The following is a 13,877-nucleotide window of genomic DNA, read 5'->3' on the forward strand; positions in this document are numbered from 1 at the left end:
ATCCTGGCGATTCTGCCACGATGCCCCACATGTATCTCATCGCATTCGTTGGCGCGTGCATCTTGGTGGCGATGGTTCCCGGGGTCAGCACCGCGATCATTCTCAGACAGACCCTGCGGGCCGGGCGCGGCTCCGGCCTGGCCGCCACTCTCGGCAACGAGGCCGGCATCCTGATCTGGGGGCTGGCCGCCGCGTTCGGCCTGTCGGCGCTGGTGCTGGCCTCGCAGGTGGCCTACGACGTGATGCGCGTCGCGGGCGCGGTCCTGCTGGTCGTGATGGGCGCGCAGTCGCTCTGGCAGGCCCGCCGCAAGGACGCGCCGCCGGTCGAGGTGGACGCGGTCAGCGGGCGGCGCAGGTCGTTCCTGGCCGGATTCGGGACCTGTCTGGCCAATCCGAAGGCGGCGGTGTTCGCGATGTCGTTCCTGCCGCAGTTCGTGCCGCGCGGGCAGAACGTCCCGCTCACCCTGGTCACGCTCGCCGTCGTCTGGGTGCTCGTAGACCTGCTCTGGTACGGCCTGCTCATCTGGACCGTCGCCAAGGCCAAGGCGTTTCTGGGCCGCCCGGCGGTCAGGCGGCGGCTGGAGCAGATCTCCGGCGTCGTCCTCATCGGCCTCGGCCTGAGGCTCGTCCTGGATTCGCGATGACGGGCCGCAGGACGACGTTAAGGGGATTACGTTAAGGGAATGACGAACGACCTGGCGACGCTGATGCGACAGGCGCAGGACGAGGACCCACTGCTGGCACTGCAGGCCACCACCGCGTTGCGGCACGAACTCGAGCGCATGGAGGCGGTTCAGGTGCGCCGGGCCAGGGTGGCCGGGCTGCCATGGGCGCAGATCGCCAACGCGATCGGGGTGAGCAAGCAGGCCGTGCACAAGAAGTACGGCAGGGGCTAGCGTTCGGCTCTTCAGCGTGCGCGCCATTTGTCGAGGAGCTGGGGCAACTCCCGCTCCACGAACTCGAAGTAGTCGCGCATTCTGGCCAGGTTCGCGCCGGCCGCGGTGTCGTCGCCGCCGACCGCCTCGACCGCGGCCGACACCTCGCCGGTGATCTGCCGGAAGATCGGCATCTTGGTCAGCGTGAGCTCGTACCAGGCGTCGTCGGGCAGGCGGTAGACGTCGCGGCGGGATCCGGGCACCGGCTCGCGCACGACCAGGTGCATCTGCGTGAGCAGACGCACCGCGCCGGAGATGGCGGCCGGGCTGACGCCGAGCCGCTCGCCGAGCTCGGCGGCCGTCAGCGTCCGCTCCTCGGCCGCCATCATCGTGAACAGCACCCGCGCGGCCATGGGCGGCAAGCCCCAGTCGGAGAAGATCCGCGCCATCCGCTCGACCGTGTGGCGCACGGCCTCCTCGTCACGACTCACAGGCGGATTCTACGGGCTTCACAAACGGGCGAAGCTTCCGGCGAGGCGCGCGAGCGATCTGACGAGGTCGGGGACAGCGCTGTCGGCGTCAGGGCCGCACGATCGTCACCGCGGCCCGCGCGGGAGGGCACGGCGCTCAGTCGGGGACCTTCACGGTGGCGATGCCGAGCGTGCTGGTCATCGGGAGGATGCCCGCCTCGAAGACGGCTCCCAGAACCGGCTGGATGAGCTGAGCCAGCCGATCGGCGCGCTGCTCGCCCAGTTGCCGCCACGGGTCGGCGGCCAGGTCGTCGGTCATCCGCTCGACCTGGTCGCGCAGCGCCCGCCCCTGGTCGGTGGCCTGGCCCTCGGTGTCCACCAGGCCGCGCCCGGCCAGCCGGTCCTGGGCTGAGGCCCACTCGCTCTCGCTCCAGCCGCGCCCGGCGAAGTTGGCCACCGGGGCGCCGCCGATCGCGGCCAAGGTGACCAGCGACTCGCACGGGTCCAGCTCCGCCGCCTGCAGCGCCACCAGGTGGCCGTCGCCGCGGTGCTCGCGCAGCACGGTGGCGGCGTGCCAGAGCGCCAGGTGCGGCTCATCGGGCCAGGGCAGGTCCAGGTTGGCGGCGGCGAACGGCCGTCCGCCCACCGTCACGCTCTCAGCCACCCGCCGGGCCAGCTCGGCGGCCTCGCCGAGCGCCCCGATCCCGTCGCCGAGCAGGGTCCGATAGGTACGGTCCACGGCCCGATGGCGGGCGCGCAGCACCTCTGCGGGACCCGCGGTGTCCCAGACGGCCGGAACGTGTTCGGCGATCGTCCGCGGGCTGAAGCTGTAATAGGTGGCGAAGGCCAGGTTCGTGCCCGCGCGGCCCAACGGCGCGGTGCGGAAGGCGAAGTAGCTCGGCCAGCGCGACTCCACGTCGTAGCCGATCGCCGCCGCCTCCTCGAAGGCCTGGGGGGAGAAGTACAGCGCCGCGTGGATCGGCTCCAACTGGTGCCACATGCGCCGAGCGAGTCTGCCATCGATGGACATGCCGATTCCTCACTGCCTAGGTACGCTATGACAGTGACGATAGACTCCTGGCGCATCACTGGTCAATCGCAAATAGACAGTTATGTTGGCCGGTGGGTGGAGCTCGCCGTCCTCCTGGTGAACGTCCTGGCCGTGGGTGAGGCGCATGGGCGCGATCTTGAGCCGCCGGCCGGCGGAGCCGCGCGCCGTGCCGCCGTACTCGATGCCATGGCCCGCCTCGAACGGCCGCCCGCCGGGGCGCCGACCGCCGCCGACGCCGACCACCTGGCGGCGGTGGCCGCCGAGCTGCGGCCCGTCTTCGGCGGCGGTCCCGATTCCGTCGCGTCGCTCAACGCGCTGCTGGTACGGCACGCGGCCATCGCCCACCTGGGCGGAGAGCCGCCCATACTGGCCTTCCACCAGCCGGGGGCCTCACTGGTCGACGCCTGGGCCGCCGACATCGGCACCGCGCTAGCCATGGTGATCGGGGTGGGGCAGGGGGTGCGGCTCCGGTCGTGCGAGGCGGAGGGGTGCTCGCTGGTCTTCTTCGACGTGACGCGTAACGCCTCGCGGCGGTTCTGCGGGCTGTCGTGCCAGAACCGCGCCAAGGCCAGCGCGTATCGGGCCCGGCGGCGGGCCTAGCGAGGGCTGATCAGAGACGCTATCGGCGGTTGAGTGCGAGGGGTAGCACGACGTGGTCCACGAGTCGCCGGGCCAGCTCGCTGTCGACCGGCTCGCCGCTCACCAATGCCCGGAAGAACAGGACCGCCGGGCCCACCTGCCACAGCAGGTCGGTGTCGGCGCTGCGGGACAGCTCGCCCCTGGCCCAGGCCCGCTCGAACACCTCCAGCGTCAACCGGCGGCGCGTCGCGACGTAGTTCTGCTGCACCGCGCGGGCCAGGTCGGCGTTATGCAGGATCTCCCCGATCAGCCCGGCGACGATGTCGCCCAGCCGGGCCAGCTCGCCCACCAGCGACTCCATCAGCCCGAGCAGATCGGCCCGCAGCTCACCCGTGTCGGGCGCCACCGGCGTGGTGGAGACGGCGTTGACGAATGCCGCGACCACCAATTCCGCTTTGGACGGCCAGCGCCGGTAGACGGTGTGCTTGCCCGCCTTCGCGCGTGCGGCCACGGCGTCGATGGTCAGCCGGTCGTAGCCGGTTTCGCGCAGCACATCGAGCACGACGCCGAGTAACTCGGCCTCGCGCGCCGGCCCGCCCCGCAAGGGCGTCACGGACATGACTTCAAGAGTAGGCGTCAGCGCTGCCAGACTGTCAGGTCCATAGTGATGTAGTTGCTGTCACCCTCGCTGACCTTCGTCACCTTGACGAGACCGATCGTGCTCTGGCCGAAGACGCACACCAGTCTGCCTTTGGCCTGGTCGTCTTCATCTGAACGGTGGCGCGGAGACCTGGTCCTTCAGGGCCGGGAGGAAGCGCCACCCCTCCTTTCGAAAACAGTATGGAAAGACTCCGTTACGTTCGGCAATATGTGCGGTGGGTGAGGAAGCTGTGACAGGAGGTGCGCGATGGCGATCCGCCGCTCCACCACCAAACGCCACGGCCTGCCCACGACCGTGCAGCTCCGGCTCACACCCACCCCGGCCCAGGTCGACGCCTTGGCGGCGGCGGTGCTGTTGTGTAATCAGGCGGCCACCGTTGTCTCGCGGCTGGCCTGGCAGCACCGCACTTTCGCTGTGGTGGAGTTGCATCGGCTGGCCTACTACGAGGTGCGCGGGCAGGTGGCCGGGCTGGGCGCGCAAGCGGCCGTGCGGGCCATCGCCCGGGTCGCCGGCGCCTACGCCAACCGGCGCGCCAGCAAGAAACGCGCCCACATCTTCCGCCCGCACGGCGCCGTCCCTTACGACGTCCGGTTGATGAGCTTCAACCGGGACGCCCGGACGGTGTCGCTGTGGACTCCCACCGGCCGCGTCACCGTCCCCTACACCGGTCGGCCAGAAGACCTCAAAGCCGTGGACAGGCTGCTGCTCGGGGAGGCCGACCTGATCTGCCGGCGCGGGGTGTGGTTGCTGCAGGTCGCCCTGACTCTGCCCCAGCAGGTGGTGCGTGAGCCGGTCGGCGGCTTCGTGGGGGTGGATCAAGGGGTGGCGAACCTGGCGGTCACCTGCGACGGCGCGGTGCTGCCCGGCCCCGCCCTGCCGGGATCGGTCGGCGGCAACGGCCACGTCCGCACGCTGCGGGAACGGCGCCATCGCCAGCGCCGACGGCTGCAGAAGAAGGGCACTGCTTCGGCGCGGCGGGTGCTGCGCCGTCTGTCCGGGCGTGAGCACCGGATGATGACCGACCTCAACCACCAAATCAGCACATTCGTGGTGCGTGAAGCCGAACGCACCGGCCGCGGATGCCCTGGAAGACCTTCAGGGCATCCGCGGGCGGGTAAGGGCTCACCGGCTCCAGCGGCGCACCCTGCACAACTGGGCGTTCGCCCAGCAGATCACCTTCACCCGCTACAAAGCCGCCCGAGCCGGGATCGCCTTCGTCCTGATCGACCCCGCCTACACCTCCCAGACCTGCCCGGACTGCGGGCACGTCAGCCGGGCGAACCGGCCGGCACGGGGCCGGTTCGTCTGCAAAAGGTGTGGCCTCGCTGGGCACGCCGACCACATCGCGGCCCGCAACATCGCCACACGCGGCATAGCGGGCTGGGCTGCCATCAACCAGCCACACGCTACCGGCCTCCCCTCAGCCAGACGGGACCGTGAGAGCAAACCCCCGGCTTCAGCCGGTGGTAGTTGATGTACTTGGTGTTGTCGACGCACGCTTGGTAGATGCCGTTCTGTCCGGAGTCGAGCATCACCTTGACGGCCAGGCGCCTGCCGCTCTGGGTGCTGGCGAGGAAGACCTGCCCCATGCCACCGGCTCCCAGCCGCGCCACCAGGCGATAACCGCCGATCTCGGGAGGGTCTTCAGGGGCGAGGGGTGTGAAGGGGGGATTCACAATCCCACTTTACCGCGCCAGTAAATCTACAATGTAAAGGCCAGCGCCGTTCGCCGATGCCGCGCGAAAGACGGCCAGCGTGACCTGGCGCTCGGCCACGCGCCGGCCGCACTCGCGAGCGGCGTCGACGATGGAGCGCAGTGATTGCCAACATCTCTTCGCGAAGAACTCTTTGCGAAGAGATGTTGGCAATCTAGGGTGGGGGCATGACCTCAGTCGTAGTTCTCGATGCCAAGGGTCTGCGGGCCCTCGCTCATCCGGTGCGGGTGGAGTTGGTCCAGTTGCTGCGCAAGTACGGTCCTTCGACGGCCACCCGGCTGGCCGAGCGCCTCGGCGTCAACTCCGGTACGGCCAGCTACCACCTGCGCAGGCTGGCGGCAGCGGGCTTCGTCGAGGAGGACACCGAACGCGGGAACGCGCGGGAGCGGTGGTGGCGCGCGGTGCACGAGGTGACCCGGCTGACCTCCAGCGACGTGGCCAGGCAGGAGCCCGAGGCGCTGATGGCGTACCTGCGCTCCGTGGCCGCCGCGCACAGCCTGCTGACCCAGCGTGCGCTGAACGAACTGCAGACCATGCCCCGCCCCTGGTTCGACGCCTTCGACATCAGCCACTGGGCGCTCCGCCTCACGCCGGACGAGGCGGGGCGGATGCGCGAGGAGCTGCTGTCCGTGATCGACCGCTACCGGCGCGACGCGTCAGAGGAGATGGGCGAGGGTGCCGAACGCGTGTCCCTCGTCATGCACCTGCTACCGGAGCCGGACGGATCGGAGCCGGATCCGGCATGACTCCTCCTGCGACCGGACGGTCCTTACGCCCGCTGGCCGGTGTCCTGGCCGCCATGGCGATGTCGCTGACCGGAACCCGGGTCTCGGCCATCGCGCTGCCGTGGTTCGTGCTCGTCACGACCGGCAGCGCCGCCATGACCGGGCTCGTGGCCTTCTGCGAGATGGCGCCGTACGTCCTGGTCAAGCTGCTCGCGGGGCCGCTGGTCGATCACCTGGGCCCGCGCCGGGTCTCGTGGGTCGGCGACGTGGTGAGCGCCGCCGGAGCCGGGGCCGTGGCTCTGCTGCACGCGCTCGATCTGCTGGCCTTCCCGGCGTTGCTCGGGCTGGTGGCGCTGATCGGCGCGGCTCGCGGGCCCGGCGACCTGGCCAAGGAGGTCATGGTGCCGGAGGCGGCCGAACGTGGCCGGATACCGCTGGAGCGGGCCGCCGCACTGTCGGGTGTGACCGAACGGCTGGCCGCCACCTTGGGTCCGGCGATGGGCGGGGCACTGGTGGCGCTGGCCGGACCGCTGGTGGGGCTGGCGCTCAGCGGGGCCTGCTTCGCGCTCGGGTTCGTCGTCATCGTGTGGACGCTGCCACGCGCCCAGCCATCGGAGGCGGTCGCCCAGCCGGAAGACGATCAGGGCGGCTCGCTCTACGCCCAGACGAAAGACAATCAGGGCGCCGCTCCAGTGCCGGAGGCCGGCGGGCCGATCCCCGCACGGGAGCCTGGCGAGGGCCCGGTCCGTGATTCGGCGGCCGGTGAGGGGGAGCGGGCGACGGGCTACTGGCGGCGGTTCGCCGAGGGGGTCGCCTTTCTTCGCGCCGAGCCGATACTGCTGGCCCTCACCCTCATGGTCGCCGTGACGAATCTGCTGGACGCCGCGTTCGCCCAGGTACTCGTGCCGGTGTGGGCCCGGGAGTCCGGCCACGGCCCCGCCGTGATCGGGCTGAACAGCGGCGTCATGGGGTTGGCGGCGGTCGGCGGGAGTCTGGTGGCCGCCGCGGTGGCACACCGGATGCGGCGCCGGGTGGTGTTCTTCGTGGCCTTCCTGGTGGCGGGGCCGCCGAGGTACCTGGTCCTGGCGATGGACGCGCCGGTGTGGGTGATGCTGGTCGTGTTCGCGGTGAGTGGGCTCGGCGGAGGGCTCATCAACCCGATCCTGGGCGCGATCTTGTTCGAGCGGGTGCCGCGCCGGCTGCTGGGGCGGGTCAACGCGCTGGGAGACTCGCTGGCCTGGGCCGGGATTCCGCTGGGCGGGCTCATGGCCGGCGCGGCGGTGGCCGCCGCCGGACTGTCGCCGGTGCTGGTCGTGTGCGGGGCGGCCTACTTCCTCACCATCGGGCTGACCGGGTTGCGCCGTGAATGGCGGCAGATGGACCACTCTCGTGGCGTGGGCTCGCCCTCGGGACCAGCATCAGTGGAGAGCAGCCGCAGCCCATGACCATGCGGGGGATGCCAGCCCCGACGGCCTGCCCGGCGAGCACTAATCTGTGGACGTGTCCTCCTACCTCACTCTCAGCGCCGCCATCGAGCACGAGACGGAGGCCCGCCGCTCCCGCTTCGTCTGCGCGGTCGCCCCGGCGAGGACACTCGCGGAAGCCTCGGCCTTCATCGCCGAACGCCGCCACCTGCACCCGAGCGCCTCCCACAACTGCACGGCCTACGTGATCGGCGACGACCGGAAGGGCGACGACGACGGCGAACCAGGCGGCACTGCGGGCACCCCCATGCTCCAGGCCCTGACCGGCCGGGGCTTCAACGACGTGGTGGCGGTGGTGACCCGCTACTTCGGCGGCACCCTCCTGGGCGCCGGCGGCCTGGTCCGCGCCTACAGCTCCGCGGTGACGGAGACCCTGGACCAGGCGGTACCGATCCGCATGATCCCGGCGACGCTCATCGAGGTGACGGTGGCCCACGACCAGGCGGGCCGCATAGAGAACGACCTACGGGCGTCGAGACACCCCATCAGGGAGGTGTCCTACGGCAGCAAGGTCGTCTTCACGGTGGCGGTGGCGGACGACGAGACAGCCGCCTTCACGGACTGGCTGGCCACCCTGACAGCGGGCAGGGCTCAGGTGACACCGGGCAACAGAATCCACGTAGCCGGCTAAGAACGACGCCGTAACAGCAACCAGGAACGTCATCCCTCGAGGGCGTACTGCATGACGCGGAACTTCGCCTGCGCCTCGGCGAGTTCGGAGCTCGGGTCGGAGTCGCCCATGATGCCGGCGCCCGCGAACAGGCGCGCCCGGCGCCCCCGGACGATCCCCGAGCGCAGCGCGATCCCCCACTCCCCGTCCCCGTGCGCGTCGATCCATCCGACCGGACCCGCGTAGCCCGCGCGATCCATCCCCTCCAGCTCCCGGATCACCTTGATGGCGGTGTCGGTGGGCGTGCCGCCCACGGCCGCGGTCGGGTGCATGGCGGCGACCACGTCGAGCACCGACGCGCCGTCGGCCAGGCGCCCGGTGACGTGGCTGGCCAGGTGCTGGACGTTGGGCAGCATGAGCAGTTCAGGCTCGTCGGGCGTCTGCAGCGACGAGCACAGCGGGGCGAGCGTCTCGCGTACGGACGCGATCGCGCACTCGTGCTCGTGCCGGTCCTTGGCCGAGGCGAACAGCGCCGCGCCGCGCGACAGGTCGTCGGCCGGACCGGTGCCGCGCGGCGTGGTGCCGGCCAGGACCAGCGACTCGATCTCCTTGCCGGTGCGCCGGATCAGCAGCTCGGGGGTGGCGCCGACCAGGCCGGCGACGGAGAAGGTGTAGCAGTCGGGATAGCGCTGCGCGAGGCGGTCGAGCAGAAGGCGTACGTCGATCGGCCGCTCGGCCGTGGCGATCAGGTCGCGGGCCAGGACGACCTTCTCCAGCTCGCCCTCGCGGATGCGCCGGGTGGCCTGGGCGACGACATGCTCCCATTCGGGGGCGGACAGGCTGCCGTCGCCGTAGCTGATGCGGCCCGGATCGCCTACGGGCGTGAGGGGTTCGAGGCGCGCGTCGCCGATGGTGGTGAGCCAGGCGCGGCCGCCGCGCCGGGCGAGCACCGCCTGCGGCACGACGAGGACGGAGCCGGCGGCGTTCTCGTCGAAGGTGAATGAGCCGAAGGCGACGGGCCCGACGCCGGGCATCCCGCCGGGACCGTCGAAATAGCCGTCCATGTGGACGTCGCCGAACAGATCGGCGAGCCACCGGCTCGCCCAGGCGAACCGGTCGGGACCTGCGGGAACGGCCACCCGCGCGGCCTCACCCCAGCCGACGAGTCCTTCGCCGTGCCGGATCCAGGCATAGGGGGCGGCGGTCCGGGGCAGGGAGGCCAGCAGGTCACCGGGGTCACCTATGGGGGCGGTGCGAACCGGTAGCGGGCGGGTGGTTCCGAGCGCGACACTCACCCAGACACTCTATGCGGGAACTGAACACGTTCGACTGGGACCCCCGTGAATGACCGGTTACGGTCAATGAACCCAGATAAAGGGGGAACCCGCATGATATTCGGAGCATCCCCATCGGATCAGGACTGTCAAGCAGCGATATGAACACGGTCCCGAGATGGCAGATGTTGCCTTGACGACATAGTCGGCCTCCGCGCCCATCCCTACTTTGGGCCGCATGATCACTCGTCTCGCACCCCTCTTCGCCGCTGCCCTCGTTCTTCTCGGTTCCGGTACGGCACACGCGTCGTCCTCGGCGGAGCCCGTCCCGGAGGTCATGGCGGCGTTGGGAGACTCGGTCTCGGCGGGGTTCAACGCGTGCGGCTGGTACGTCTCGTGCACCTCCCGCTCCTGGTCGGCGGGGGACAACGCCGAGGTGACCAGCCATTACCTGCGGCTGGCCGGGCTGAGCCGGACGATCATGGGGCACAACCGCAACTTCGCGGTGCCCGGGTCGACGAGCGCGGACCTGATGGGTCAGGTGAAGCAGGCGATCACCGCCAAGGCGACATACGTCACAATCCTCATCGGCGCCCAGGACGCCTGCAAGCCGGCGGAGAAGGACATGACGCCCGTGCGGGTCTACCGGCAGCGGCTCGACGCGGCTCTGGCGGAGTTGCGGGCCGGGGTGCCGGGGGTCAGGGTGTTCTTCGCCAGCATTCCCGACCTGCGCCGGTTGTGGCAGGTCGGCAAGAGCAACGCGCTGGCGCGCACGTTCTGGACGCTCGGCCGGATCTGCCCCACGATGCTGGCCTCCCCTTCGTCGGCCAAGCCCGCGGACGTGGCGCGGCGGGCCAGGGTGCGGGCGCGCGTGATGGCCTACAACCACGAGGCCGCCGAGGCGTGCGCGACGCTGGGAACCGCGTGCCGTACGGACGGGGGCGCGGTGTTCGCCTATCCGTTCACGCTCGACCACATCAGCAAGTGGGACTACTTCCACCCCAACGCCCAGGGGCAGCGGGCCCTGGCCCAGCTGACGTTCAAGAACGGCTTCGAGTGGATCGACGTGCTCTGAGGGGCGCTGGTCATCTGAGCGGTGCTGGTCTTCTGAGTGGCGGTCAGCGGCACTGGGCGAGCATGGCGTTCTTGTCCGCGCGGGTGACGGGCAGGTCGTACTTGAGCGCGACCTGGGCGAAGCGGGTGACATAGGCGCAGCGGATACGGTGTTGCGGCGGCAGCCAGCCCGCCGGCCCCGAGGCGTCCTTCTGCTCGTTGGCGGCGCCGTAGACGGGCAGCAGGTTGAGCGGGTCGTTGGCGAAGTCCACGCGCTTGGACATCGACCAGCGCGGCGTGCCCATCCGCCAGCCATAGGCGAGCGGGATGACGTGGTCGACCTGGATCTCGTCGGCGTGGGCCTTGCGCCAGTCGATGGTCCGGCCGGTGTAGGGGTCGGTCAGGACGAGGGAGACGACCTCGCAGCGGGAGCCCTGGCGATATTTGACGTCATGGCCGTCGCGGGCGAGCAGGTCGTCGCGGGTACGGCAGCCGTTGCGGGCGTACGGGACGCCGGTGGCGGTGTCGGCCCAGTTGTCGCCGTACCTGGTCCGCTCGTAGCCGGTCTTGGGGCCGCGGCCCTTGACCCGGAGCCGCTTGATGAGGGAGCGGGCGCTGGCCCGGTCGGCGTCGGTGGCGATGGGGGCGAGTCCTGGGCGGGTTCCGCTGGTGTTGGTGAGGGGGCTGGCCGCGGTGGCCGGGCTGGTCTTGGTGCTGCCGACGAGGGAGACGACCAGGACGCCCCCCGCCAGAAGGGCGACCGTTTCCTTTGTGCTCAAGTACGCCTCCGGGGATTCTTGGGCACAGGTTCTCTAGAGATCAATTCCCGACATTGTGGTGTTTGACACAGTGAGAGGTTTGAGGCGGCAGAGAGAGGGGTGTGTGGCGCGCGGTCCTGTTGATCCGGATGTGGATCTTCATGGGTGGTGGCCGTTCTCTCAGTTGCAGAGTAATGATGTAAGCAACTGAGAAGGGTGTCGTCATGGATGATTACTCCCGCGTCGTCTCCTCGGTGGCGGCCGAGCTGCTGCCGAGGGTGGCCAGTGTTCGGGCGGACCGGGGCAGCGGGTCGGCGGTGGTCTTCACGGCCGACGGGTTCCTGCTGACGAACGCGCACGTGGTGGGCTCGTCGAGGGCGGGCACGGTGGCGTTCGCCGACGGGTCGTCGGGTGAGTTCCTGGTGGTGGGACGCGACCCGCTGTCGGATCTGGCGGTGATCAGGGCGCAGCAGCCCACGCCCGAGCCCGCCGTCCTGGGCGACAGCGACGAGCTGGTGGTGGGACAGCTCGTGGTGGCGGTGGGCAGCCCGCTGGGGCTGGCCGGTTCGGTGACGGCCGGCGTGGTGTCGGGACTGGGACGGTCGTTACCGGCCCGGAGCGGTCAGGCCGTACGCCTCATCGAGGATGTGATCCAGACCGACGCGGCCCTGAACCCCGGCAACTCGGGAGGAGCGCTGGCCGACTCGCGGGCGCGGGTGGTCGGCGTCAACACGGCCGTGGCCGGCGTCGGGGTGGGGCTGGCCGTGCCGGTCAACAGCACGACGCGGGCGATCATCGCCACGCTGATCAAGGACGGCCGGGTACGACGGGCCTACCTCGGGCTGGTGACCTCGCCGGCGCCGCTGAGCGAGCCGCTGCGGCGGCGGACCGGCCAGGACAGCGCGCTGCGGGTGGTGGAGGTGATGCCCGGATCGCCCGCAGACCGGGCCGGCCTGCGGGCGGGGGATCTGGTGCTGAGCGCGGACCGCCATCCGGTGGGCGACGCGCAGAGTTTGCAGCGGCTGATGTTCGCCGAGGCGATCGGGCGGCCCCTGCCGATCACGGTCCACCGCAACGGGGCGCTGGTGGACGTCATCGCGGAGCCGGTCGAGCTGACGAGCCGCGCTTAGTCGGCCGTCAGACTTAGTCGGCCGTCAGGAGGACCACGGAGTCTGCGCGGGCTCGGTCGGCGCCGGTGCGGATTCCGTGGGTGCCGGTGCCGGTGCCGGTGCCGGTGCCGGTTCGGCTGACGGCGATGCTGACGCCGGTTCCGCGGGCGGTGTCGGCTTGACGTAGGTGCCGTTGCGGCGGGCCAGGAGCTCCTCGAACAGGGCGTCCCACTGGGCGCCGATGACGTCCACGTCGTACGAGCGCGCCGTTTCCAGCGCCCCGGCCGCCAGGCGGCGGCGCAGCTCCTCGTCCTCGATGACGCGCAGGAGCGAGGTGGCGAGGTTGGCGTTGGTACGCGGCTTGACCAGCAGCCCGTCGACCTCGTCGGTGATCATTTCCTTCGGCCCGTGCGGGCTGTTGAAGCTGACGATGGCCAGCCCCTTGGCCATGGCCTCCAGGATGGTCATCGGGAAGCCCTCGTGGCGTGAGCTGAGCACGAAGACGGACGCCTTCTCCAGCTCGGCGCCGACGTCGGAGGTGGCGCCGGGCAGCTCGATCTGGCCTTCGAGACCCGCGTCGATCACCTGCTGGCGCAGGTTGTCCTCCTGGGGGCCAGCGCCGTAGATGCGCAGCTTCCAGTCGGGGTGGGTCTTGGCGACCTCCTCCCAGGCGACGATGAGCCGGTGGAAGCCCTTGAGGCGGGTCAGCCGGCCGACGGCGATGACGACCTTGGAGTCGAGCTTGGCCACGTCGCCGGTCATCGGCGGCACGGCGTTGGGGATGCGGATCAGCCGCTTCGGCTTCTTGGGCAGGGCGGCGCGGTAGTCGCGCAGGTCGGCCTTGGTGAGGGTGGCCAGCGCGTCGAAGCGGCGGTAGCGCCACTTGATCAGCTCCTGCACCGCCTCCGGCTGGGTGCGCAGCGCGACGTGCTCCTGGCCGATGGTGATGACGCTCGGCAGCGCTAACTGGGCCATCGCCAGGTTGAGGCCGGGCCTGGTGGAGATGAGGATCCCGGTGTCGAGCGAGCGGATGTAGCGGGCCAGCTTCAGGTCGGTCCACAGGTTGAAGCGGTGGAACGCCGACTCCTCCGGTGGGATGAGCTTGCTCGGCCGCTTCGACAGCATCGCGCGTACCGGATCCGGGCCGGGGTTCAGCCGGTCGTCCAGGAAGCGGAACTTGACCCGCGGGTCGATCGGGAAGAAGGGCTCCTCGGCCTCCTTCAGGATGCTGACGATCTCCACGTCGTGGTTCTCGGCCAGATAACTGGCGAGGTTGAAGACGGTCCTGATCGTGCCGCCCATGCCGTACGCGTGCAGGATCAGGATTCTGACCTTGTCCGTGGACGGCGGCGGCGCCTTGCGCACCTTGCGGCGGTTGTAGCCCTTGTACAGCCGGACCATCGCCGACTTGCCCTTGCGTGCCAGTGCGCGCACCTGAGAAGTCCCCCTTGAACCGAGAGTGTCACTACACAAGTGGCCAGTGGCGATCTGTGCGAATTCGCCACCGGCTTAT

General features: G+C 70.3%; 16 protein-coding genes. 9 read left to right on the forward strand and 7 right to left on the reverse strand.

Annotated elements, in window-relative coordinates; translation table 11 throughout:
• Positions 1-29 precede the first annotated feature (29 nt).
• Both AB0J16_RS19320 and AB0J16_RS19325 read left to right on the forward strand, forming a co-directional pair.
• On the forward strand, positions 30-644 hold the full coding sequence (locus AB0J16_RS19320; protein WP_358540898.1) for a LysE family translocator: 615 nt from the start codon (positions 30-32) through the stop codon (positions 642-644).
• Between the two features lie 39 nt (positions 645-683).
• Positions 684-896 (forward strand): hypothetical protein, encoded by a 213-nt coding sequence (locus AB0J16_RS19325; protein ID WP_358540901.1) that lies wholly within the window; start codon positions 684-686, stop codon positions 894-896.
• Between the two features lie 11 nt (positions 897-907).
• Here AB0J16_RS19325 and AB0J16_RS19330 read toward each other — a convergent pair whose 3' ends face one another.
• Both AB0J16_RS19330 and AB0J16_RS19335 read right to left on the reverse strand, forming a co-directional pair.
• On the reverse strand, positions 908-1,366 hold the full coding sequence (locus tag AB0J16_RS19330; protein WP_358540905.1) for a MarR family transcriptional regulator: 459 nt from the start codon (positions 1,364-1,366) through the stop codon (positions 908-910).
• Positions 1,367-1,502: 136 nt separating this feature from the next.
• On the reverse strand, positions 1,503-2,375 hold the full coding sequence (locus tag AB0J16_RS19335; RefSeq protein ID WP_358540908.1) for a hypothetical protein: 873 nt from the start codon (positions 2,373-2,375) through the stop codon (positions 1,503-1,505).
• A gap of 96 nt (positions 2,376-2,471) precedes the next feature.
• Here AB0J16_RS19335 and AB0J16_RS19340 point away from each other — a divergent pair, with 96 nt between their 5' ends.
• Complete coding sequence (locus tag AB0J16_RS19340; RefSeq protein WP_358540911.1) at positions 2,472-2,996, forward strand: CGNR zinc finger domain-containing protein; 525 nt, start codon at positions 2,472-2,474, stop codon at positions 2,994-2,996.
• Positions 2,997-3,015: 19 nt separating this feature from the next.
• Here AB0J16_RS19340 and AB0J16_RS19345 read toward each other — a convergent pair whose 3' ends face one another.
• Positions 3,016-3,594: a TetR/AcrR family transcriptional regulator gene (locus AB0J16_RS19345; protein ID WP_358540917.1), complete on the reverse strand. Its 579-nt coding sequence runs from the start codon at positions 3,592-3,594 to the stop codon at positions 3,016-3,018.
• 1,096 nt (positions 3,595-4,690) lie between these two features.
• On the opposite strand from AB0J16_RS19345, the gene AB0J16_RS19350 reads away from it, so the two are divergent.
• Entirely contained in the window at positions 4,691-5,110 is a 420-nt protein-coding gene (locus AB0J16_RS19350) for a transposase (protein ID WP_358540920.1), read from the forward strand.
• On the opposite strand, the gene AB0J16_RS19355 is transcribed toward AB0J16_RS19350, so the two are convergent.
• A complete protein-coding gene (locus tag AB0J16_RS19355; protein WP_358541427.1) occupies positions 5,043-5,312 on the reverse strand; it encodes a hypothetical protein in 270 nt (89 codons plus the stop codon). The two genes, AB0J16_RS19350 and AB0J16_RS19355, sit on opposite strands and share 68 nt — an antisense overlap.
• 206 nt (positions 5,313-5,518) lie before the next feature.
• On the opposite strand from AB0J16_RS19355, the gene AB0J16_RS19360 reads away from it, so the two are divergent.
• The 3 genes from AB0J16_RS19360 to AB0J16_RS19370 are packed head-to-tail and all read left to right on the forward strand — an operon-like array spanning position 5,519 to position 8,191.
• Entirely contained in the window at positions 5,519-6,097 is a 579-nt protein-coding gene (locus AB0J16_RS19360) for a helix-turn-helix domain-containing protein (RefSeq protein WP_358540922.1), read from the forward strand.
• A complete protein-coding gene (locus tag AB0J16_RS19365) occupies positions 6,094-7,521 on the forward strand; it encodes an MFS transporter (RefSeq protein ID WP_358540924.1) in 1,428 nt (475 codons plus the stop codon). Before AB0J16_RS19360 ends, AB0J16_RS19365 begins: the two co-directional genes overlap by 4 nt.
• A gap of 55 nt (positions 7,522-7,576) precedes the next feature.
• The gene (locus AB0J16_RS19370; RefSeq protein ID WP_358540926.1) at positions 7,577-8,191 is read left to right on the forward strand and encodes a YigZ family protein; all 615 of its coding nucleotides are present in this window, start codon (positions 7,577-7,579) and stop codon (positions 8,189-8,191) included.
• 29 nt (positions 8,192-8,220) lie between these two features.
• On the opposite strand, the gene AB0J16_RS19375 is transcribed toward AB0J16_RS19370, so the two are convergent.
• The gene (locus AB0J16_RS19375; RefSeq protein ID WP_358540929.1) at positions 8,221-9,465 is read right to left on the reverse strand and encodes an isochorismate synthase; all 1,245 of its coding nucleotides are present in this window, start codon (positions 9,463-9,465) and stop codon (positions 8,221-8,223) included.
• Positions 9,466-9,682: 217 nt separating this feature from the next.
• Here AB0J16_RS19375 and AB0J16_RS19380 point away from each other — a divergent pair, with 217 nt between their 5' ends.
• Positions 9,683-10,519 (forward strand): GDSL-type esterase/lipase family protein, encoded by an 837-nt coding sequence (locus AB0J16_RS19380; RefSeq protein ID WP_358540932.1) that lies wholly within the window; start codon positions 9,683-9,685, stop codon positions 10,517-10,519.
• Positions 10,520-10,562: 43 nt separating this feature from the next.
• Here the strand turns inward: AB0J16_RS19380 and AB0J16_RS19385 are convergent, their stop codons facing one another.
• Positions 10,563-11,276: an HNH endonuclease family protein gene (locus AB0J16_RS19385; protein WP_358540935.1), complete on the reverse strand. Its 714-nt coding sequence runs from the start codon at positions 11,274-11,276 to the stop codon at positions 10,563-10,565.
• Positions 11,277-11,479: 203 nt separating this feature from the next.
• Between AB0J16_RS19385 and AB0J16_RS19390 the strand changes: the two genes are divergently transcribed.
• The gene (locus AB0J16_RS19390) at positions 11,480-12,385 is read left to right on the forward strand and encodes a trypsin-like peptidase domain-containing protein (protein ID WP_358540938.1); all 906 of its coding nucleotides are present in this window, start codon (positions 11,480-11,482) and stop codon (positions 12,383-12,385) included.
• A 24-nt stretch (positions 12,386-12,409) separates the two neighbouring features.
• On the opposite strand, the gene AB0J16_RS19395 is transcribed toward AB0J16_RS19390, so the two are convergent.
• Positions 12,410-13,798: a glycosyltransferase family 4 protein gene (locus tag AB0J16_RS19395; RefSeq protein WP_358540941.1), complete on the reverse strand. Its 1,389-nt coding sequence runs from the start codon at positions 13,796-13,798 to the stop codon at positions 12,410-12,412.
• Between the last annotated feature and the right edge of the window lie 79 nt (positions 13,799-13,877).

Origin of the sequence: Nonomuraea sp. NPDC049750 (genome assembly GCF_040659625.1) — a bacterium.
Classification (GTDB): domain Bacteria; phylum Actinomycetota; class Actinomycetes; order Streptosporangiales; family Streptosporangiaceae; genus Nonomuraea.